The sequence below is a fragment of the Pseudooceanicola sp. DL12 genome (assembly GCF_056270665.1).
On record NZ_CM149884.1, the window covers coordinates 3,633,355 to 3,653,590 of the forward strand.

General features: G+C 65.4%; 19 protein-coding genes. 3 read left to right on the forward strand and 16 right to left on the reverse strand.

Annotated elements, in window-relative coordinates:
- Nucleotides 1–44: 44 nt before the first annotated feature.
- The 7 genes from AC0WR5_RS16950 to AC0WR5_RS16980 form a co-directional block, all read right to left on the reverse strand.
- A complete protein-coding gene (locus tag AC0WR5_RS16950; RefSeq protein ID WP_475864897.1) occupies nt 45–869 on the reverse strand; it encodes a TIGR00282 family metallophosphoesterase in 825 nt (274 codons plus the stop codon).
- Nucleotides 870–938: 69 nt separating this feature from the next.
- On the reverse strand, nt 939–1,409 hold the full coding sequence (locus AC0WR5_RS16955) for an OsmC family protein (protein ID WP_475864898.1): 471 nt from the start codon (nt 1,407–1,409) through the stop codon (nt 939–941).
- A 456-nt stretch (nt 1,410–1,865) separates the two neighbouring features.
- Nucleotides 1,866–2,561 carry an N-acetylmuramoyl-L-alanine amidase gene (locus tag AC0WR5_RS16960; protein ID WP_475864899.1) on the reverse strand — a complete coding sequence of 232 codons (696 nt, stop codon included), beginning with the start codon at nt 2,559–2,561 and terminating at the stop codon, nt 1,866–1,868.
- Between the two features lie 12 nt (nt 2,562–2,573).
- Entirely contained in the window at nt 2,574–3,329 is a 756-nt protein-coding gene (locus tag AC0WR5_RS16965) for a hypothetical protein (RefSeq protein WP_475864900.1), read from the reverse strand.
- A 111-nt stretch (nt 3,330–3,440) separates the two neighbouring features.
- Nucleotides 3,441–4,928: an Asp-tRNA(Asn)/Glu-tRNA(Gln) amidotransferase subunit GatA gene (gene gatA / locus AC0WR5_RS16970; protein WP_475864902.1), complete on the reverse strand. Its 1,488-nt coding sequence runs from the start codon at nt 4,926–4,928 to the stop codon at nt 3,441–3,443.
- Complete coding sequence (gene gatC / locus AC0WR5_RS16975; protein WP_475864904.1) at nt 4,928–5,215, reverse strand: Asp-tRNA(Asn)/Glu-tRNA(Gln) amidotransferase subunit GatC; 288 nt, start codon at nt 5,213–5,215, stop codon at nt 4,928–4,930. The genes gatA and gatC overlap by 1 nt, the downstream gene beginning before the upstream one ends.
- Nucleotides 5,216–5,247: 32 nt before the next feature.
- On the reverse strand, nt 5,248–5,922 hold the full coding sequence (locus AC0WR5_RS16980) for a ceramidase domain-containing protein (protein WP_475864906.1): 675 nt from the start codon (nt 5,920–5,922) through the stop codon (nt 5,248–5,250).
- A gap of 92 nt (nt 5,923–6,014) precedes the next feature.
- Between AC0WR5_RS16980 and AC0WR5_RS16985 the strand changes: the two genes are divergently transcribed.
- Entirely contained in the window at nt 6,015–6,710 is a 696-nt protein-coding gene (locus AC0WR5_RS16985) for a metal-dependent hydrolase (RefSeq protein WP_475864908.1), read from the forward strand.
- An 81-nt stretch (nt 6,711–6,791) separates the two neighbouring features.
- Here AC0WR5_RS16985 and AC0WR5_RS16990 read toward each other — a convergent pair whose 3' ends face one another.
- The 6 genes from AC0WR5_RS16990 to AC0WR5_RS17015 form a co-directional block, all read right to left on the reverse strand.
- Complete coding sequence (locus tag AC0WR5_RS16990) at nt 6,792–7,220, reverse strand: F0F1 ATP synthase subunit epsilon (protein WP_475864910.1); 429 nt, start codon at nt 7,218–7,220, stop codon at nt 6,792–6,794.
- 11 nt (nt 7,221–7,231) lie between these two features.
- Nucleotides 7,232–8,653, reverse strand: coding sequence for a F0F1 ATP synthase subunit beta (gene atpD / locus AC0WR5_RS16995; RefSeq protein WP_475864911.1), 1,422 nt, complete (start codon nt 8,651–8,653; stop codon nt 7,232–7,234).
- 19 nt (nt 8,654–8,672) lie between these two features.
- A complete protein-coding gene (locus AC0WR5_RS17000) occupies nt 8,673–9,548 on the reverse strand; it encodes a F0F1 ATP synthase subunit gamma (RefSeq protein WP_475864913.1) in 876 nt (291 codons plus the stop codon).
- An 18-nt stretch (nt 9,549–9,566) separates the two neighbouring features.
- Nucleotides 9,567–11,105 carry a F0F1 ATP synthase subunit alpha gene (gene atpA / locus AC0WR5_RS17005; protein ID WP_475864915.1) on the reverse strand — a complete coding sequence of 513 codons (1,539 nt, stop codon included), beginning with the start codon at nt 11,103–11,105 and terminating at the stop codon, nt 9,567–9,569.
- On the reverse strand, nt 11,105–11,665 hold the full coding sequence (locus tag AC0WR5_RS17010; protein WP_475864916.1) for a F0F1 ATP synthase subunit delta: 561 nt from the start codon (nt 11,663–11,665) through the stop codon (nt 11,105–11,107). Before AC0WR5_RS17010 ends, atpA begins: the two co-directional genes overlap by 1 nt.
- A gap of 555 nt (nt 11,666–12,220) precedes the next feature.
- Nucleotides 12,221–13,009, reverse strand: coding sequence for a class I SAM-dependent methyltransferase (locus AC0WR5_RS17015; protein ID WP_475864917.1), 789 nt, complete (start codon nt 13,007–13,009; stop codon nt 12,221–12,223).
- Nucleotides 13,010–13,068: 59 nt separating this feature from the next.
- On the opposite strand from AC0WR5_RS17015, the gene gloB reads away from it, so the two are divergent.
- Together gloB and clpA are read left to right on the forward strand one after the other, a co-directional pair.
- Entirely contained in the window at nt 13,069–13,836 is a 768-nt protein-coding gene (gene gloB, locus AC0WR5_RS17020; protein ID WP_475864918.1) for a hydroxyacylglutathione hydrolase, read from the forward strand.
- A 169-nt stretch (nt 13,837–14,005) separates the two neighbouring features.
- On the forward strand, nt 14,006–16,345 hold the full coding sequence (clpA, locus tag AC0WR5_RS17025; RefSeq protein ID WP_475864919.1) for an ATP-dependent Clp protease ATP-binding subunit ClpA: 2,340 nt from the start codon (nt 14,006–14,008) through the stop codon (nt 16,343–16,345).
- Between the two features lie 249 nt (nt 16,346–16,594).
- Here the strand turns inward: clpA and AC0WR5_RS17030 are convergent, their stop codons facing one another.
- From AC0WR5_RS17030 to AC0WR5_RS17040, 3 genes are all read right to left on the reverse strand, one after another.
- The gene (locus AC0WR5_RS17030) at nt 16,595–18,403 is read right to left on the reverse strand and encodes a peptidoglycan -binding protein (protein ID WP_475864920.1); all 1,809 of its coding nucleotides are present in this window, start codon (nt 18,401–18,403) and stop codon (nt 16,595–16,597) included.
- A 3-nt stretch (nt 18,404–18,406) separates the two neighbouring features.
- Nucleotides 18,407–19,600 (reverse strand): biopolymer transporter ExbB, encoded by a 1,194-nt coding sequence (locus AC0WR5_RS17035; protein WP_475864922.1) that lies wholly within the window; start codon nt 19,598–19,600, stop codon nt 18,407–18,409.
- Between the two features lie 67 nt (nt 19,601–19,667).
- The gene (locus tag AC0WR5_RS17040) at nt 19,668–20,192 is read right to left on the reverse strand and encodes a gamma-glutamylcyclotransferase (protein ID WP_475869052.1); all 525 of its coding nucleotides are present in this window, start codon (nt 20,190–20,192) and stop codon (nt 19,668–19,670) included.
- Between the last annotated feature and the right edge of the window lie 44 nt (nt 20,193–20,236).

Sequence of the window (20,236 nt, forward strand, 5' to 3'; positions counted from 1 at the left end):
CCCCAAAACGCCGATCACACTGACGCCAGCAAATCCACAGGCGGTCACTCCACCGGCGATGGGCCCGCCTGCTGCAGCCGCCCGCCGTGGCGCACCATCTCCACCCGCGTCGCCTTGCCGGTGCGGTCGTCGGTCTCGACATAGAGGCCGGACACCGTCGCCGGCCCCTCGGCCGGGGTAAAGCGGCTCTTCACCATGCCGGTCACGAAGCGCCGCATCGGCTCGGCCTTCTCCATGCCGATGACCGAATCGTAATCGCCGGTCATGCCCGCGTCGCTCAGATAGGCCGTGCCCTTCGACAGGATCTGCGCATCGCCCGTGGGCACATGGGTATGGGTGCCCACCACCACGCTGGCGCGGCCGTCGCACCAGTGGCCCATGCCCATCTTCTCGCTGGTCGCCTCGCAGTGCACATCGACCAGAGAGGCCTGCACCAGCCCGCCGAGCGGATGCTTCTTCAGCACCGCCTCCACGTGGCTGAAGGGATCCTCGAAGGGCCGCTTCATGAAGACCTGGCCCAGAACCTGCGTCACCAGCACCTTGCGGCCCTGGGTGGCCTCGAACACGCGATAGCCGCGCCCCGGCGCCTCCTTGGCATAGTTCAGCGGCCGGATGATGCGCGGCTCGCTCTCGATGTACTGCAGCATGTCGCGCTGATCGAAGGCATGATCGCCCAGTGTCACCACGTCCGCGCCCGCGGCCAGCAGCCCCTTGGCATGCTCCCCGGTCAGCCCGGCCCCATGGCTGGCGTTCTCGCCATTGACCACGACGAAATCCAGCTTCCAGGCCGCGCGCAGGCGGGGAAGCTCCTCGGCCACGGCGGTGCGCCCCGCGCGCCCCATGACATCACCCAGAAACAGAATTCTCATGGGGCATGGGCCTAAGCCTCCGGCGCCCGTCTGGCAAGCCAAACCGCACCCTTGGCCGCCGCAATGGCCCTAGGCCGCCGCCGCCACCCTGTAACGGGGGCGGCAGGTTACCGGAAAGGCCACCGACCGGGCGATGAAACAGACCTCGTGGATCCTGCGGTGCAGCGCGGCGGCCTCATGCAGGTCGGTGCCCTCGGGCACGGTGATCCGCGGCCGCAGTTCGGCCGAGAGGAACCGCCCGGCGCCGCCCTCGCCCTCCTCGCCCAGGCCAAGGGGGCTGTCCTCGTAGGCCAGCACCCGCACCCTCGCCTCCGAGGCGAAATGCAGGTACCACAGCATGTGACAGGCCGACAGCGCCGAGAGCAGCATGTCCTCGGGATTGTGCAGGCCCGGATCACCGCCCAGCTTCGGATCGTTGGAACAGGTGATCTCGGGCTTGCCCGGCGTCGCCACCACCCAGTTCCGGTCATAGGCGCGGTAATGCGCCGTCCCCTCGCCCCGGTTCCCGGTCCAGCGCACGGTCGCGGTAAACTCGCTCATGGCGATTCCTCCAGGGTATGCCCCTCCAGGTTACGGCGCTCAGAAAGCCCGGCCCGGGGCCCGCGGTCAATCACGCCCCGCGCACAGCCCGGCCCTTCATCTTTCCCCAAATACGGAGATCCCACCCGCGCCGCCTTCCCGGCCGGCGACGCGCCTGGGGCCGCCCTTGCACAGGGATATTTCTGGCCAGATGATGAAGAGCGCCACGCCCTTTCATCTTTCCCGAAATACTCCCGCCGGAGGCCGATCCCGGACAGGGATCGAACATCGGACCGGACGGCGCGTTAACCCGGCCATTTTCCGGATCCGCACCGACGCGATACCGACGTGATACCGACGTGATACCGACAGCGCATTTTTGCCCCGAAAGCCCTGTTAACCATGGCTCCGGGCGGTGATTCGCCTGCATGGCCACCGCACCGCGGAACGCTCCCGGTCAGATCTCGTTAAGGGGAACTAGCGCCGCGCCGGAAACCGCCGCGCCAGGTCGCGCGCCGCGATCCGGTCTTCCCGCGACAGCGGCCCGCGCGCCCAGGGGCGGAAGCGCATGCGGAAGGCCGCCAGCAGCGCCTCGCGGTCGGCCTCGGGATAGCCGATGCGGCGCAGGTCGGCCCAGGCATCGCCCTGTTCCTCGGCGCGGTCATCGGGCCAGATCGACAGCCCCTGCCGCGCCAGCCGGCGCCAGTCGAACTTGGGCCCCGGGTCGCTCTTGCGCTCGGGGGCCATGTCGGAATGGCCGATCACCCGCTCGGGCGGGATCGACCAGCGCTCAAGTATCTGGGGCAAAAGCCATTCCAGCCGCGCCATCTGCGCCTCGGCAAAGGGATTGGGCGCCGGGTTGGCCAGCTCGATACCGATCGAACGCGAGTTCACGTCCGTCACCCCGCCCCATTGCCCGGCCCCTGCGTGCCAGGCCCGGTCAGCCTCCGAGGCCAGCTGCCACAGCCGGCCGTCCTCGGCGATGAGGTAATGACAGGAGACCGGCGACAGCCCCGCGGGCGGCTCGGTTTCGCAGAGCCGCTGCAGCGCGGCCTCCGCACTCTCCATGGCGGTATGGTGCAGAACGACCATGTCGGGCAGCGCCGCCAGGCGCCGCGCCCCGACATTGGGCGAGGGATGCCAAAGGGCGCCCTCCTGCCGTCCGGAGGTCATCCGCCTGCGTCCTCAGCCGGCCGCCTTGCGGAAGGGCGCCGGATCCCAGGAACAGGCAAAGCCGTCGCCATCGGGGTCCACGCCCATGCGGTCGCTCCGCGGCCCGCCCTTGCTCAGGAAATCCGCCTGCGCCAGGTCCGGCGAGGGGTACTTGGAGCAGCTGCGGTTGTAGCGGGTCTGCGACAGGATGTTGGTGCGGTTGTACAGCGGCTCGCCCACGGCGTTGCTGGTCTGCAGCGCATAGGCGGCAATGTTCGGGCCGGTCGAGGTCCGCTCCGGCAGGGCCGTCGGCTGGATCTGTTCATAGCGGGCACGGTTTTCCGCAATGAATTCCTTGTCCTGCGCGATGCTCCGCTGGGCATCGACTGCCTCGAAATTGTTCTCGTTCGAGATCCCGAGCGCGTTCACGGCCTCGCCCAGCGGCTGCTGCGGGACGGTGCCGGACTGGGCCGCGGCGCTGTCGCCATAGAGCGCGGCCTGGGTGTCGCTGGTCAGTGCGGCCAGGTCCGGATCACCCGCCGTCGCCGGCGTGGTCGAGGCGCCCGCGGGCAGCGTGCTGATGGCCGAAAGTGGCTGACCGGTGCCGTCCAGCGTCTGGGTCGAGACGCCCGGGGCAGCATTCAGCCCGCCCGAACCGCCGGCCTGAAGGATCATGTCGCGTTCGCGCTGATACTGGCTCGACCCGACATAGCCCGCGGACCCGCTGGGATCCGTCGACATGCAGGAGGCCAGGCCCAGGAGGGCCACACCCAGTAACAGTTCGCGCATTGCCATATCTCTTCTTCCTGCCCGTATCCTCAGATGTATGACCGCAGGCGCCCGTCCGGACAAGCCGGACGGGGCCGTGTTACCCGTTCCTCACGGCCATGTGCGCGGGATTTACCACCATTTGGCAGGCTTGGAAACGAAACCTGCTGCCTGTTCCAGCGCATAGGCGGTGTTCAGCAGATCGCCTTCCTCCCAGGGGCGGCCGATCAGCTGCAGCCCCAGCGGCAGGCCTTCCTTGCTCAGGCCGGCCGGCACCGAGATGCCCGGCAGGCCGGCAAGGTTGACCGTCACGGTGAAGACGTCGTTCAGGTACATCTGCACCGGATCGGCATCCTTCATCTCGCCCAGGCCAAAGGCGGCCGAGGGGGTGGCGGGCGTCAGGATCGCGTCGACACCGGCGGCGAAGGCCTCGTCGAAGTCGCGCTTGATCAGCGTGCGCACCCGGCGTGCACGGTTGTAATAGGCATCGTAGAACCCGGCGGAGAGCACATAGGTACCCACCATGATGCGGCGCTGCACCTCTTCGCCAAAGCCTTCGGCGCGGGTCTTCTCGTACATCTCGGTGATGCCGTCACCGGCGCTCAGCTTGGCGCGATGGCCATAACGCACACCGTCATAGCGCGCCAGGTTGGAAGAAGCCTCGGCCGGCGCGATCACGTAGTAGGCCGGCAGGGCATACTTGGTGTGCGGCAGGGAGATGTCGACCACCTTTGCCCCCGCATCCGCCAGCATTTCCTTGCCGCGGGTCCAGAGCTGCTCGATCTCGTCGGGCATGCCATCGAGTTGATATTCACGGGGAATACCGATGGTCTTGCCCCGGATGTCGCCGGTCAGCGCGGCTTCGAAATCAGGCACGGGGATGTCCGCGCTGGTGGAATCCTTGGGATCATGGCTGCACATGGTGGTCAGCATGATCGCCGCGTCGCGCACGTCCTTGGTCATCGGCCCGGCCTGATCGAGCGAGCTGGCAAAGGCCACCACGCCCCAGCGCGAGCAGCGCCCGTAGGTCGGCTTGATGCCGGTGATCCCGGTAAAGGCCGCGGGCTGGCGGATCGAGCCGCCGGTGTCGGTGCCGGTCGCAGCCAGGCAGAGGTCGGCCGCCACGGCAGCGGCAGAGCCGCCGGAGGAGCCGCCAGGCGTCAGCGCGGCCTCGTCGTTGCCACGGCGCCATGGGTTCACCGCGTTGCCATAGGCCGAGGTCTCGTTCGAGGACCCCATGGCGAACTCGTCCATGTTCAGCTTGCCCAGCATCACCGAACCCGCATCGAAAAGGTTCTGGGTGACGGTGGATTCATACTCCGGCTTGAAGCCGGCGAGGATGTTCGAAGCCGCCTGAGAGGGCACGCCCCGGGTGCAGAACAGGTCCTTGATGCCGAGCGGGATGCCGCACATGGCAGGCGCATCGCCGGCCTTGATGCGGGCATCGGCGGCCCTGGCCTGCTCCATCGCCAGCTCGGGCGTGTTGTGGACAAAGGCGTTCAGCGCGCCCGAGCCCTCGATCGCGCCCAGGCAGGCCTCGGTCAGCGCCTCGGAGGTCGTTTCCCCCTTGCGCAGCGCGTCACGGGCGGCGGCAATGGTCAGCGTATTCAGTTCGGTCATTATTCCACCACCTTCGGCACGGCGAAAAAGCCCTCGCGGGCGTCGGGCGCGTTCGAGAGGATCTTGTCCTGCTGGTCGCCTTCGGTCACCACGTCCTCGCGGCGCTTCAGGCGCTGCGGCGTGACCGAGGTCATGGGCTCAACGCCCTCAACGTCAACTTCGTTCAGCTGCTCGATGAACCCGAGGATATTGTTGAATTCCTCGGCCAGCGCCGGCAGCGCGTCGTCTTCCACCTTGATACGGGCCAGTTTCGCAACCCGTGCGGCGGTTGCAGTGTCGATCGACATGGAAAGCCTCTCTCGCTTGGATCGGCACGGGTTTAGCGTCCAGACGCAGCGCCCGCAAGCATCTGGCCGCCCCGGATGTGCCTTAGATAGACCTCGATCATCCATCCTAGCATCACCGCGTTCAGGATATGCCACATGAAATGGGTTCCGATGCCAGCCGTGGCGCCACAGGTGACCATGTCGAGCGAGCGGAAGGTCAGCGACAGCAGCAGCAGCGCTGCCCCGACCCCGAGGCCTCGCGCCGTGGCGGGCGCGCGGCGGCGCAGGCCGATGGCATAGGCCCCGATCAGCAGCGGCACCGGCATGTAGGCCGCGCTCACGCCATAGACCGGCAGCTGCGCAAAGAGCGGCGCGAGCACGCCCGTGTAGGGCACGAAGAGCACCACGGCGGCCAATCCCGCCCAGCCCGACAGACGCCAGTAATCGCGGGTCGCGGCAAAGACATAGAGCAGGATGAAGACCAGGATCGGCAGCGTGTCGGCCAGCCCGGCCCAGGCGGTCGCCAGGGTGTGGAACAGCCCCGAACCGACACCGATCACGGCAAGAACCATGCACATGGCGCGGGCCATCACATTGTCACCGGCGCGTCGCCACATCACCATGGCGGCAATGACAAAGGCGATGTTCGTCAAGGCGTTGAGCGGTTCCGCCCAGAGCCCGGGGCCCAGTCTTTCGCAGTAGGAATCTATTTGCTCCGACCAGTTCATCGCTCTTTCCTTCGGCGTCATCCGCGCTAGGCTGAGGCAGGCAAGGACGCCGGCCTCATGGCAGGCTCGACGCAATCTTTCGGAGGTTCAACATGAAAATCATCTGGCTCGGACATGGCGCGTTCCGTCTGGAAATCGAGGACAAGGTCCTGCTGATCGATCCCTGGGTCGACACCAACCCGGTCTTCCCCAAGGATCGCCGCGACGAGGCGCTGAAGGACGCCACGCATATCTTCATCACCCACGGCCACGAAGACCACACTGCCGACCTCCCCGCCATCGGCAAGGAAACCGGCCTGGAAGCCTACGGCATTGTCGAACTGGCGGCCTATTTCGAGACCAAGCACGGGCTGAAGACCGTCGGCATGAACATGGGCGGCACCATTGATCTCGGCAACGTCAAGGTCACCATGGTCCGCGCGCTGCACTCCTCCTCCCTCAATGATCCCGAACTGGGCAAGGTCTATCTCGGCACCGAAGCCGGTTTCATCATCGAGGGGGAAGGCCACACCATCTATTTCTCCGGCGACACGGCCATCAATGCCGACATGGAAATCATCGGCGACTTCTACAAGCCCGACATCGGCATCCTCTGTGCCGGGGGCCATTTCACCATGGACATGAAGGGCGCGGCCTACGCCGCCAAGAGGTTCTTCGACTTCAAGACGGTGATCCCCATGCACTACCGCACCTTCCCGCTGCTCGAGCAGAGCGCAGAGAAGCTGGTCGAGGGGCTGCCCGGCGTCAACGTCATCGAACCCGAGGTCCTGCAGGCGATCGAGATCTGAGCGCCCTGCCCCACCACCCGCCATGCAAAAAGGCCCCGGAGGAACCTCCGGGGCCTTTTCGCTTTGATCGTTTCGACAGGATCAGTCGATGTAGTTCGCGTGATCCGGGTCGAGGCCGATGTGACCGCCCATGGCGACCATGTCGGCGACCAGCTTGGCCGCATGCGCGACTGCCGTATCGTCGGTGGCATCCTTCCAGACCTTCCGAGCCTCGTTGACCCAGTCGTTCAGGATGTCCTGGCTCATCTCCTTCTGGTGCAGGGCCTTTTCGGCCAGCACGGAGACGCCCTCCGCCGAGATCTCGGCGAAGCCGCCGGTGACGACGTAATCGTCCTCACCTTGGGGGCCCACGATATGCAGCACGCCGGGGCGCAGGGTGGTGATCAGCGGCGCATGGCCCGGCATTGCCGTCAGATCACCGTCCGTCCCCGGAATGTGCACCTCGCTCACCGGTCCGGAGACGAGGCTCCGTTCCGGCGAGACGAGGCTGAAGTCCATGGTGTTTGCCATTGTTCAGCCCCTTACGCGGCTTCCGCGGCCAGCTTCTCAGCCTTGGCGAGCACTTCATCGATACCGCCGACCATGTAGAAGGCCGCTTCGGGCAGGTGGTCGTATTCACCGGCCACGACTGCCTTGAACGACTTGACGGTGTCTTCCAGGGGAACCTGGACGCCGTCGGCACCGGTGAACACCTTTGCCACGTCGAACGGCTGCGAGAGGAAACGCTGGATCTTCCGGGCGCGGGCCACGGTCAGCTTGTCCTCTTCCGACAGTTCGTCCATGCCGAGGATCGCGATGATGTCCTGCAGCGACTTGTAGCGCTGAAGGATACCCTGCACGTCACGGGCAACGTTGTAGTGCTCTTCGCCGATGACCAGCGGGTCCATCAGGCGCGAGGTCGAGTCGAGCGGGTCAACGGCCGGGTAGATACCCAGTTCCGAGATGGCACGGTTGAGAACCGTCGTCGCGTCGAGGTGCGCGAAGGTCGTGGCCGGTGCCGGGTCGGTAAGGTCATCCGCGGGAACGTAGACGGCCTGGATCGAGGTGATCGAACCGTTCTTGGTCGAGGTGATCCGTTCCTGCATCGCGCCCATGTCGGTGGCCAGCGTCGGCTGGTAACCCACGGCGGACGGGATACGGCCCAGCAGTGCGGACATTTCCGAACCGGCCTGGGTAAAGCGGAAGATGTTGTCGACGAAGAACAGAACGTCGGTCCCGGTCGCATCGCGGAACTGTTCGGCCAGGGTCAGGCCGGTCAGGGCGATACGGGCACGGGCACCCGGCGGTTCGTTCATCTGGCCATAGACCAGGGCGATCTTGGAATCGACCAGGTTGTCCGGGGTCAGAACGCCGGATTCGATCATTTCGTGGTAGAGGTCGTTGCCTTCACGGGTCCGCTCGCCAACACCGGCGAACACGGACAGGCCCGAGTGCACCTTTGCGATGTTGTTGATCAGCTCCTGGATCAGAACCGTCTTGCCCACGCCGGCACCGCCGAACAGGCCGATCTTGCCGCCCTTGGCGTAGGGCGCCAGCAGGTCGATGACCTTGATGCCGGTCACCAGGATCTCTGCTTCCGTCGCCTGGTCGGCGAAATCGGGCGCAGGAGCGTGGATCGGGCGGTATTCGTCGGCTTCGACCGGGCCCTTTTCGTCAACGGGTTCGCCGACGACGTTCAGGATGCGGCCCAGGGTGGCCGTGCCCACGGGCACCGAGATCGGCCCGCCGGTGTCTTCCACCGCCTGGCCGCGGACGAGACCTTCGGTCGCGTCCATGGCGATCGTGCGAACGGTGTTCTCGCCGAGGTGCTGGGCAACTTCCAGAACCAGCTTGTTGCCGTTGTTGTCGGTGTTCAGCGCATTCAGGATGGCCGGCAGGCCGTCTTCGAACTGCACGTCCACAACGGCGCCGATGACCTGGGTCACTTTGCCTTTCATTGCCATGTCGTTGTCTCCGGTTCGGTCAGAGCGCCTCGGCGCCCGAAATAATTTCAATCAGCTCGTTGGTGATGACGGCCTGACGGGTACGGTTGTACTCGATGGACAGCTTGTCGATCATCTCGCCGGCGTTGCGGGTGGCGTTGTCCATGGCGGACATCCGGGCACCCTGTTCCGAGGCAGCGTTCTCCAGCAGCGCGGCAAAGATCTGGGTGGCCACACCGCGGGGCAGCAGGTCACGCAGGATTTCCTCTTCGCCGGGCTCGTAATCATAGAGCGTGCTCGGCGCATCGGCCTCGCCCTCTTTGAACTTTGCCGGGATCACCTGTTGTGCCGTCGGGACCTGGCTGATCACCGAATGGAATTCACCATAGATGATCGTCGCCACGTCGAACTCGCCGTCGTAGAACCGCGAGAGCAGGCCGCGCGCGATGTCCTGGGCGTTGTTGTAGCCCAGGTTCTTCACGTCGCTCAGATCCACGTGGTCGATCATCAGATCGCCATAGGTACGCTTCATCTGCTCACGGCCCTTCTTGCCGACCGTGATGACCTTCACTGTCTTGCCCTCGGACCGAAGGCTTTCGATCAGCGTGCGGGCCTTCTTGACGATGTTCGTGTTGAACCCGCCGCAAAGACCACGCTCGGCCGTCATGACGACCACGGCGTGGACATCATCCTTGCCGGTGCCAGCCAGCAGTTTCGGCGCAGAGTCCGACCCGCCCACCGAGGCGGCAAGCTGGCCGAGGACCGCGTCGAAACGTTCCGCATAGGGGCGGGCGTTCTCTGCGGCCTCCTGCGCGCGGCGAAGTTTCGCCGCGGCAACCATCTGCATGGCCTTGGTGATCTTGCGGGTCGATTTGACCGACGCGATCCTGTTTTTTAGATCCTTCAGAGAAGGCATGTGTTACCTCCCTCGGGTTCAGGCGAAGTCAGCTGCGAATTCGTCGAGCACTGCCTTCAGCTTGTCCGCGGGTTCGCCTTTGATCTTCGGATCCTCGTCCGTGATCCACTGCAGGATCTCGGGCTTGGAGGTCCGCAGGAACTTCAGGAGTTCCGCTTCGAAACGGCCCACTTCGTTCACCGGAACATTGTCCAGGTAACCGTTGGTGCCAGCGAAGATCACGCAGACGATTTCCGCGTTGGTCAGCGGCGCGTACTGCGGCTGCTTCATCATCTCGGTCAGACGGGCACCGCGGTTCAGCAGACGCTGGGTTGCGGCATCGAGGTCGGAACCGAACTGGGCGAAGGCCGCCATTTCGCGGTACTGGGCCAGCGACAGTTTCACCGGGCCGGCAACCGAGGACATTGCCTTGGTCTGGGCCGAGGAGCCAACGCGCGACACCGACAGACCGGTGTTCACGGCGGGGCGGATGCCCTGGTAGAACAGTTCGGTTTCCAGGAAGATCTGGCCGTCGGTGATCGAGATCACGTTGGTCGGGATGAAGGCCGACACGTCGCCGCCCTGGGTTTCGATGATCGGCAGGGCCGTCAGCGAGCCCGAGCCGAAGTCTTCGTTCATCTTGGCCGAACGTTCCAGCAGGCGGGAGTGGAGGTAGAACACGTCACCCGGGTAGGCTTCACGCCCCGGCGGACGACGCAGCAGCAGGGACATCTGGCGATAGGCCACGGCCTGCTTGGACAGGTCATCATAGATGATCAGCGCGTGACGGCCGTTGTCGCGGAAGAATTCCGCCATCGCGGTCGCGGTGTAGGGCGCCAGGTACTGCATCGGTGCGGGATCGGAGGCGGTTGCCGCGATCACCATCGTGTATTCGATGGCACCGGTTTCTTCGAGCTTCTTCACCAGCTGCGCCACGGTCGAGCGCTTCTGGCCGACAGCAACGTAGATGCAGTAGAGCTTCTTGCTCTCGTCATCGCCGGCGGCGTCGTTGTAGGACTTCTGGTTCAGGATCGCGTCGAGCGCCACGGCGGTCTTGCCGGTCTGACGGTCACCGATGATCAGCTCGCGCTGGCCACGGCCGATCGGGATCATGGCGTCGACCGATTTCAGGCCGGTTGCCATCGGCTCGTGCACCGACTTCCGCGGGATGATGCCCGGGGCCTTGACGTCGGCGACCTTGCGCTCGACGTATTCGATCGGGCCCTTGCCGTCGAGCGGGTTGCCCAGACCGTCCATGACACGGCCCAGCAGGGCGTCGCCCACCGGAACGTCCACGATCGAGTTGGTGCGGGTGACGGTGTCACCTTCCTTGATGTCGCGGTCGGTACCGAAGATCACGACACCGACGTTGTCGGTTTCGAGGTTCAGTGCCATGCCGCGAATTCCGCCCGGGAATTCCACCATCTCGCCGGCCTGAACGTTGTCGAGGCCATAAACACGGGCAATACCGTCACCGACGGAAAGCACGCGGCCCACCTCGGCCACCTTGGCATCTTGGCCAAAGCTCTTGATCTGCTCCTTCAGGATAGCAGAGATTTCGGCTGCTTGGACTCCCATTATCCGACCTCTTTCATGACATTCTGGAGTGCGTTCAGCTTCGAGCGGACCGACGTATCGACCATCCTCGAACCCACTTTTACGATCAGGCCACCGATGAGGGTCTCATCGACGGCCGTGTTCAGCTTGACGGTCTTGCCGACCGTCTCGGCCAACATGGCCGACAGTTTTTCCGATTGCTCGGCGCTCAGCGGAGCGGCCGTGGTCACCTCGGCGGTGATTTCGCCCTTGTCCTCGGCAATCAGCTCTTCCAGGCGACGCACGAAATGCGGCAGCACGAAGAGGCGCCGTTTCTGGGCCATCAGCGCCAGCGTCTTGCGCAGCATGGGGATCAGCCCGAGGTGCGCCGAAACGGCGTCGATCGCCTTCTCCTGGTCTTGCCGGCTGATCACCGGAGAAGAAATCACTTCCTTGAAATCGTCGCTGGTCTCGAGAGCGTCCTTGAGCGCCGCGACGCCCGTTTCAAGGTTCGTCAGCTTGCCTTTCTCTTGGGCAATCTCGAAAACGGCCTGAGCATAGCGCGAGGCAATGCCATAGGAGATCGAAGCTGGTTCGGACACGTCCACCCTTCCGATATCTGGCCCCGAGCCGCCAATTCGGGCGGCGCAGGGGGTTTGCAGCCCTGGCATCGCCAAAGCATCAAAATCGGCGTGGGTGTAGCAGAGGCCCGACCCCCCATCAACCCGCTTGAAAGGGTTATCGCAAACAGAAAACGGCCTTGTTTTCCAGTGTTTTCAGAGACTAACAGGCCAGTTCCACCCCCCGCCAACAGTCCGCAATCTGGGCAAAGCGCCAGATATTGTTCACCTTTTTGGGATTTCACCTTGACCCCAAGTTTCTGCATAATCAAGGATTCGGCTTCAAACAGGCGGATCAGGGCCGACATGTGCATTTTTACGACACGTTAGAATCTCGTTAAAAGACGTTGCACGGAACACGCATTTGCGGGTTTTTTCGCACCCGCTCCGGCTGACTCGCGGCCCTTTCGCCCCTTTTCCAAGATAGTACGAAAACAGACTAAATGCCTTTTTCGGGCGGCCTCCCACGGGCTCCGGACCGGGCTCCAGACCGGGCTCTGAACCGGGCTCCGGCCGGTTCCCGGCGCACTCCAGAGATCAGCGCAGCGGCCCGCCCTCGGGGCGCCGCGGATGGCGCTGCCAGGTGGCGGTTTCCGGCGTCGGCGCGCGCAGCCCTCCCAGCACCCTCAGCCCGCTGCTGCGCACCTTCTCTCCGGGGCCGGTCGGAGCCTGCACCCGTTTGCTGGCCTCCACCATCAGCACCCCGCCCGAGACGACCATCGACATGGCACCGCCGAGCCGTTCCCAGAATCCCGCCGTCTTGCGCCAGAAGCGCCGCTGCGAGGGCGGCTGGTAGAGCGTCGGCAGATGCCGTTCGGGCAGGAAGCTGTGCGCCTTCAGCAGCCCTTCGAGCTGCCCCTGGCTGTAGGGCCTGCCATAGCCGAAGGGGGTGCGGTCGGTGCGCGACCACAGGCCCGCGCGGTGCGGCACGATGAACAGCGCCTTGCCCCCCGGGCCAAGAACCCGAAAGCATTCGCGCAACAATTCGGTCGGATGATCCGTGGTTTCCAGGCCATGCATCACCACCAGCTTGTCCACCTTGCCCGTATCCACCGGCCAGAGCACCTCTTCGCACAGGACCGCGACGTTCGGCATTCCGGCGGGCCAGGGCATCACCCCTTGCGGCGCCGGCATCAGCCCGATCACCCGGCGCGCATCGGTCAGGTAGGGCCGCAACAGCGGCACGGCAAAGCCGTAGCCCACCACCGTCTGGCCCTTCGCCTCGGGCCAGAGTTCAAGCATGCGGCCACGTACGACGCTCTGCGCAGCGCGGCCCAGGGTGGACCTGTAATAGAAGTTGCGCAGATCCTGCACGTCCAGATGCATTGCAAGCCGCTCCGGGATGGGTTTCAATCGACACAATATCAAGGAAGGACAATTTGACCATGGCCCTTGAGCTCGTGACCGTTCCCTGTCTCAGCGATAACTATGCCTATTTGCTGCATGATCCAGCGAGCGGCGAAACCGCGCTTGTCGACGTTCCCGAGGCCGCGCCGATCCTCGCGGCGCTCTCGGCGCGCGGCTGGACCCTCTCGCAGGTCTGGCTGACCCACCACCATGCCGACCACGTGCAGGGCCTGGCCGAGGTGCTGGCGACCCACCCCGCCCGCGTTTCCGGCGGCAAGGCCGACGCCCATCGCCTGCCGCCGCTCGATGTCGCGCTCGAGGAGGGCGACACGCTCACCCTCGGAGACGAGACCGGCACCGTCCTCGACGTTTCCGGGCACACCATCGGCCACCTGGCCTTCCACTTCCCCGTCAGCGGCATCGCCTTCACCGCGGACAGCCTGATGGCGCTCGGCTGCGGCCGGGTCTTCGAGGGCACCTTCCCGCAGATGTACGCCAGCCTGTGCAAGCTCGCCGCGCTGCCACCCGAGACCGTGATCGCCTCCGGGCACGAGTACACGACCGCCAACGGGAAATTCGCCCTGACGATTGAACCGGAAAATCCCATGCTTATATCGCGTACAGCAGCGGTGAAAGCCGCACGCGATGCCGGCCGCGCAACCGTTCCCTCCCGTCTTTCGGAAGAGCTGGAAACCAACCCCTTTCTTCGGTGCCATCTGCCTTCGGTCGCCGAATCCGTGGGCCTTTCCGACGCTGACCCGCAAGAGGTATTTGCCGAGGTAAGGCGCAGAAAGGACGCCTTCTGAAACGCCGATTTGTAACGCGAACCCCGTCAATGCAGTGTTTTGTGATCGCGCTGCCGCAGAAAAACCTTGAAGCATGGCCGAGATCGACCAAACTTTAAGACTATGAGGCCATGGTTGGACCCGGGGCCCAAGATCCCCGCTCCGACACAGATCGAAAAGGAGCACCACAGTGCCTTCATTCTCGACCACCCTGGAACAGGCTATCCACGCAGCTCTGGCGCAGGCCAACGCCCGCCACCACGAGTTCGCGACGCTTGAACATCTGCTTCTGGCCCTGATCGACGAGCCCGACGCCGCACGCGTGATGAAAGCCTGCTCGGTGGATACCGAGGAATTGCGACAAACTCTTGTCGAATTCGTGGACGAGGAGCTTTCCAACCTCGTCACCGATGTCGACGGGTCCGAAGCGGTTCCGACCGCCGCATTTCAGCGCGTCATCCAGCGGGCCGCCATCCACGTCCAAAGCTCGGGCCGAACCGAGGTGACCGGGGCCAATGTCCTCGTCGCCATCTTCGCAGAGCGCGAATCGAACGCCGCCTATTTCCTTCAGGAACAGGACATGACGCGCTATGACGCGGTGAATTTCATCGCCCATGGCGTTGCCAAGGATCCCGCCTATGGCGAGAGCCGTCCTGTCACCGGTGCCTCCGACGAGGATCGTCAGAGCGGCACCAGCAACAGCTCCGCCTCCTCAGCCGAGGCCGATGGTAAGGAGTCCGCCCTGGGCAAATATTGTGTCGACCTGAACGCGAAGGCCCGGGAGGGCGATGTCGATCCGCTGATCGGCCGCGCCTCCGAGGTCGAGCGTTGCATCCAGGTGCTGTGCCGCCGGCGCAAGAACAACCCGCTTCTGGTGGGTGATCCCGGTGTCGGCAAGACCGCGATCGCCGAGGGGCTCGCCCGCAAGATCGTGGCCGGTGAAACGCCGGACGTGCTCTCCAGCACCACGATCTTCTCGCTCGACATGGGCGCGCTGCTCGCGGGTACCCGCTATCGCGGCGACTTCGAGGAACGCCTGAAATCGGTGGTCTCCGAGCTCGAGGCGCATCCCGATGCCGTCCTCTTCATCGACGAGATCCACACCGTGATCGGCGCCGGCGCCACCTCCGGCGGCGCGATGGATGCCTCCAACCTGCTGAAACCGGCGCTCGCCGGCGGCAAGCTGCGTTGCATGGGCTCCACCACCTACAAGGAGTTCCGCCAGCACTTCGAGAAGGACCGCGCGCTGTCGCGGCGCTTCCAGAAGATCGACGTGAACGAGCCTTCGGTCGAAGACACGGTCAAGATCCTCAAGGGCCTCAAGCCCTATTTCGAAGAACACCACTCGATCAAGTACACCAACGACGCGATCCGTACCGCGGTGGAGCTCTCCGCCCGCTACATCAATGACCGCAAGCTGCCCGACAAGGCCATCGACGTCATCGACGAGGCCGGCGCCGCGCAGCACCTGGTGTCGGAATCCAAGCGTCGCAAGACCATCGGCACCAAGGACATCGAGGCCGTGATCGCCAAGATCGCGCGCATCCCTCCGAAGAGCGTCACCAAGGACGACGCCGAGGTGCTGAAGGATCTCGAGGGCTCGCTGAAACGCGTGGTCTTCGGCCAGGATGCCGCGATCGACGCGCTCTCCTCGGCAATCAAGCTGGCCCGTGCCGGCCTGCGCGAACCCGAGAAGCCCATCGGCAACTACCTCTTTGCCGGCCCCACCGGTGTCGGCAAGACGGAAGTGGCCAAGCAGCTTGCCGATACCCTCGGCGTCGAGCTCCTGCGCTTCGACATGTCGGAATACATGGAGAAACACGCGGTCTCCCGCCTGATCGGCGCGCCTCCGGGCTATGTCGGCTTTGATCAGGGCGGCCTGCTCACCGATGGCGTGGATCAGCACCCGCACTGCGTGCTGCTGCTCGACGAGATCGAAAAGGCGCACCCGGATGTCTACAACATCCTGCTGCAGGTGATGGACCACGGCAAGCTGACCGACCACAACGGCCGCACCGTGAACTTCCGCAACGTGATCCTGATCATGACGTCGAACGCCGGCGCCACCGAACAGGCGAAATCGGCCATCGGCTTTGGCCGGGACCGTCGCGAGGGCGAGGATACCGCCGCCATCGAACGGACCTTCACGCCGGAATTCCGCAACCGTCTCGATGCGGTCATCTCCTTCGGCCCGCTGCCGAAAGAGGTCATCCTGCAGGTGGTCGAGAAGTTCGTGCTTCAGCTCGAGGCCCAGCTCATGGATCGCGGCGTTTCGATCGAGCTCACCCGCCCGGCGGCCGAATGGCTGGCGGACAAGGGCTACGACGACAAGATGGGCGCCCGCCCGCTTGGCCGCGTGATCCAGGAAAGCATCAAGAAGCCACTCGCCGAGGAACTGCTCTTCGGCAAGCTGGCCAAGGGCGGCGTCGTCAAGGTCGCCGTCAAGGATGGCAAGCTGGACCTGCAGATGAACGGCCCCGACAAGCTGCGCCTCTCGGGCAACAAGCCGCCCCTGCTCACCGCAGAATAGGCCGCACGCCGGATCGAAAACACCAAAGGGCGGGGATTTCCCCGCCCTTTTTTTCGTCGCCCTCGCCGCCAAGCCTTCCTGAAACCTCCGCCCGGCAGGCAGGCCTCCGGCGCAGGCATGTCAGATCGGGCGCGAGCCCCCGCCCATTTCATCTTTCATGAAATACTCAAAGGGCGCACGGTGATCCCCCATGCGCCCCCTGCTGTTCATCTTTCCGGAAATACGGCCGTGCCCCGGCCAGCCGCCGCGTTACCGTTCGGTGAACTTCAGCTCGATCCGCCGGTTCTGCGCCCGGGCCTCCTCGCTGTCGCCCTTGGCGATCGGCTGGTACTGCCCGAAACCATTGGCCGAGAGATGCTCGGGCGGAATGCCCAGGCTCTCCGACATGTAGCGCACCACCGAGAGGGCCCGCGCCTGGCTGAGCTCCCAGTTGTCCTTGTACTGGCCAAAGCCCGACAGCGGCGTGTCGTCGGTGTGCCCATCCACCTGCAGGATCCAGTCAATGCCCTCGGGAATCTCGCCGCTGATCTCGCGCAGGATGCCGGCAACCTGGTCGATCTGGGCCCTGCCCTCGTCCGACAGCACCGCCTCACCCGGCGCAAAGAGCACCTCGGAGGAGAAGACGAAGCGGTCGCCGACGATCCGCACCCCGTCCTGGCCGCCCAGGATCTCGCGCATCCGTCCAAAGAAGTCGGACTTGTACTTCTCCAGCTCGTCGTTCTGCTGCCGCAACTGCTCGGCCTCCTCGGCCAACCGCTCCTTCTCGCGCTTCTCCATCGCGGCCGCGCGGGCCAGCGCCGCGTTCAGGTCCGCACCAAGGCTCTCGATCTTCACCTGGCTCGCCGCCTCGCGGTCCTTGTAGTCATCCAGCAGCGCCTGCAGGCTGCCCAGCTGCGTGCGCAGCGCGGCCACCTGCTGATTCAGCAGCGCCTGCTGCCTCTGGCTCTCGGCCGATTTCGCCTCTTCATCGTCCAGCGCCGCATTGGCCGCCGAGAGAAGCGCCTGCTGCTTCTCGGCCTCGCTCATCTGGTCGCGGGCCTCCTGCTCGGCGGCCAGCTTCGCCGCCAGCGCCGCCTCAAGCTGCTTGCGCACCTCGGCCTCGTCGGCCTGCGCCGCGGCAAGCTGATCGCGCAGCGCGGCCGCGTCCGGAGCCGCCTGAAGCTGCGCCTCGGCCTCCTGCTGCGCCAGCAGCGCCGCCGCCAGCCTGTCGTTCAGGTCGTCCTCGGCCGCCTGCGCCGCCGCCAGCATCGTCAGCGTGTCCTCGGCCTTCTTGCGCTGCTGCTCCAGCGCCAGGGTCATCGCCGTCAGCTCCGCCTGGGAATCCTTCAGCTTGTCGCGCAGCGCCTCGGCCGCCGCAGCCTCTGCCAGACGCGCCTGTTCCTCTTCGCTCAGCTGCGCCTGCAGATCCTCCAGCTGCGCGTTCAGCGCCCCCGCCTGCTGCTCCGCATCCGCCTGCTCCGCCTTCAGCGAGGCCACCAGCGCCTCCAGTGCCTCGCGCTTGGCCGCGGCCAGCCGCGCCTCCTCGGCCTGGGCGTCGATCTCGTCGCGCGCCTTGGCCACGGCCAGGTTCAGCGCCTCCTTGTCATCGACGAGCTGATCCCGCTCCTCCGTCAGGTCCGCCACCTGCCCCTGCGCCGCGTTGCGCTCGGCCAGCAGGCTTGCCACCTGGGCTTCGAAATCGGTGATCTGCGCCCGCGCCGCGCCCAGGTCCGCCTGCGCCGCATCCCGCGCCTGGGTCAGCGAGGCGATCATCGCCGCCTGGGCGTCCAGCCGCGCCTGCCGGTCGTCCAGCGTCGCGGTCAGGCTGCCCACCTGGCTCTCCAGCTGCGCCGAACGGTCCCGCGCCAGCCCCAGCGCCTTCGACAGCGCCGCAAGGTCGCTCGTAAGGTCGTCGAGCTCGCTCTCCTGCCCGGTGATCGTCTCCTGAAGGGTGTACTGCACCACCATGAAGATGGTCAGCACGAACATCAGCACCATCAGCAGCCCGGTCATGGCATCCACGAAGCCGGGCCAGATGTTGGCCTGCAATCTTGCCCCTGATCGCCGCGACAGCGCCATGGATCAGCTCTCCCGGTCCGGCATCTGCCGGCTCCGCGCCTGCTGCGAGATCACCCGGCTGAGCGAGGCGATATCGCTGCGCAGCTCGGCCATGGCCTCGTGCCGCCCGGCGCTGATTTCCTCAAGGATCCGAAGCAGCTGCACGTCCATCGACCGCAGGCGCATCCGGCTCTCGGCATCCAGGCCGTCGGCCATGCCCGCCTCGGTGATCCGCGCCACAAGCTGCTCCTGCCCGTCGGCGATCCGCGTCAGGGCATTGGCAATCTGGCCGTTGTCGGCGTTCTGCGCCGCCATCCGGTCGGTCAGCCGCTCGATCGTGTCGGCCAGGCTCGACAGCTTGGCATCCACCTCGGCGCGGCTCTCGTCGGTGCGCATGAACATCTGCTGGATGCCCGCCATCTGGTCGGCCATGTTGTCAAAGACCGCGACCAGCGTGCCCTGGTCCACGCCGCCCTCGCTGTCAGAGAAGCTCAGCCGGGTGATCGTCGACAGCCATTCCTCCAGCTCGCGGTAGAACCGGTTCTGCCCGTGGCCCGCGAACAGCTCCAGCAGGCCCACGATCAGCGACCCCGCCAGCCCCAGCAGCGACGAGGCAAAGGCCACGCCCATGCCGCTCAGCTGCGAATCGAGGCCCGACATCAGCCGCTTGAAGACATCCACGCCCTGTTCGCCGTCCTGCGGCGCCAGGCTGCGGATCGTGTCGACCAGCGCCGGCACCGTCGTGGCCAGGCCATAGAAGGTGCCCAGCAGCCCGAGGAAGATCAGCAGCGAGGTGATGTAGCGGGTGATCTCGCGGGCCTCGTCGATCCGCGTCGCCACCGATTCCAGGATCGAGGTGGCCGAGGAATTGCTGATCTGCATGCGCTGGTTGCGCCCGCCCAGCAGCACCGCCAGCGGCGTCAGCAGCCGCGGCGCCCGGCTCATGTCGCCCGGCGTGGTCTCTCCGGTGGCAAAGCCCTCGATCCAGCGGACCGAGCTGATCAGCTGCGCCACCTGCCAGAAACAGGCCAGCACGCCAAAGACGAAGACGCAGGCGATAAAGCCGTTCAGATAGGGGTTCGCCTCGAAGACCGGCAGCACCTGCGGCGCCGCCATGAAGGCCCCGATCCCGCTCAGGGCCAGCACGATCAGCATCGAAATGATCTGGCGGATCGGCTGGGAAAACTGAGGCCTGGCCTCGCGGTCCTGGTGCTCCATTCGGAGATGTCCCGGTATTGTGTGACGTCACGCGGAGCCTAGGGCTTTTGCGCGGACAATGAAAGACTTACCCCCGGATCGCGTGCACCCGCGCCGCGAGCCAGGTCAATTCCTCGTCACCCAGCCCGAGTGCGTCCAGATGCCGCGCGGTATTCCACAGGTAGTCACGGTTCGGCCCCATGCCGCCATGGGCCCGGGCGATGATCTGGGCCTGCTCCTCGAGCGGCATGCCGCCGCAATACTGCACGTGATCCGGATCGATCACATAGGTCACCGCCTCGACGCTGCGCCCGTCGGTCAGCTCGACCTGCAGCCGTTTCTCGATATAGGCCGAGGAGACCAGCTCGCGTTCCCTCAGGTATTCAAGCACCTGGTCGGCCTCGTCCTCGGCCGCGCGCAGCGCCAGCCCGGTGCAGGCGGCGTCATGCACCTCGTCCAGCGCCAGCACCAGGCCCGGCTCGGCCTCGCTGCCGCGGTGGTGGATCGAGGTCATGCAGAACGACCGCGCATAGCCCGGCAGGCGCGCCACCACCTGCTCGACCGGGGTGAAGCCCGGTTTCCACAACAGCGATCCATAGCCGAAAACCCACATTGCGCGCATTGGTCCTTTTGGTTTCTCTCTCTATAAACACCCTG

Excerpts from the sequence above, each read along its gene's own strand:
- AC0WR5_RS17000 (WP_475864913.1), bottom strand. The coding sequence starts at position 9,548 with ATGCCTTCTCTGAAGGATCTAAAAAACAGGATCGCGTCGGTCAAATCG.
- atpD (WP_475864911.1), bottom strand. The coding sequence starts at position 8,653 with ATGGCAATGAAAGGCAAAGTGACCCAGGTCATCGGCGCCGTTGTGGAC.
- AC0WR5_RS16955 (WP_475864898.1), bottom strand. The coding sequence starts at position 1,409 with ATGAGCGAGTTTACCGCGACCGTGCGCTGGACCGGGAACCGGGGCGAG.
- AC0WR5_RS16985 (WP_475864908.1), top strand. The coding sequence starts at position 6,015 with ATGAAAATCATCTGGCTCGGACATGGCGCGTTCCGTCTGGAAATCGAG.
- atpA (WP_475864915.1), bottom strand. The coding sequence starts at position 11,105 with ATGGGAGTCCAAGCAGCCGAAATCTCTGCTATCCTGAAGGAGCAGATC.
- AC0WR5_RS17015 (WP_475864917.1), bottom strand. The coding sequence starts at position 13,009 with ATGCATCTGGACGTGCAGGATCTGCGCAACTTCTATTACAGGTCCACC.
- gatC (WP_475864904.1), bottom strand. The coding sequence starts at position 5,215 with ATGTCGATCGACACTGCAACCGCCGCACGGGTTGCGAAACTGGCCCGT.
- AC0WR5_RS16965 (WP_475864900.1), bottom strand. The coding sequence starts at position 3,329 with ATGCGCGAACTGTTACTGGGTGTGGCCCTCCTGGGCCTGGCCTCCTGC.
- gloB (WP_475864918.1), top strand. The coding sequence starts at position 13,069 with ATGGCCCTTGAGCTCGTGACCGTTCCCTGTCTCAGCGATAACTATGCC.
- AC0WR5_RS16990 (WP_475864910.1), bottom strand. The coding sequence starts at position 7,220 with ATGGCAAACACCATGGACTTCAGCCTCGTCTCGCCGGAACGGAGCCTC.
- AC0WR5_RS17030 (WP_475864920.1), bottom strand. The coding sequence starts at position 18,403 with ATGGCGCTGTCGCGGCGATCAGGGGCAAGATTGCAGGCCAACATCTGG.
- AC0WR5_RS16980 (WP_475864906.1), bottom strand. The coding sequence starts at position 5,922 with ATGAACTGGTCGGAGCAAATAGATTCCTACTGCGAAAGACTGGGCCCC.
- AC0WR5_RS17035 (WP_475864922.1), bottom strand. The coding sequence starts at position 19,600 with ATGGAGCACCAGGACCGCGAGGCCAGGCCTCAGTTTTCCCAGCCGATC.
- AC0WR5_RS16950 (WP_475864897.1), bottom strand. The coding sequence starts at position 869 with ATGAGAATTCTGTTTCTGGGTGATGTCATGGGGCGCGCGGGGCGCACC.
- AC0WR5_RS16960 (WP_475864899.1), bottom strand. The coding sequence starts at position 2,561 with ATGACCTCCGGACGGCAGGAGGGCGCCCTTTGGCATCCCTCGCCCAAT.
- AC0WR5_RS17040 (WP_475869052.1), bottom strand. The coding sequence starts at position 20,192 with ATGTGGGTTTTCGGCTATGGATCGCTGTTGTGGAAACCGGGCTTCACC.
- gatA (WP_475864902.1), bottom strand. The coding sequence starts at position 4,928 with ATGACCGAACTGAATACGCTGACCATTGCCGCCGCCCGTGACGCGCTG.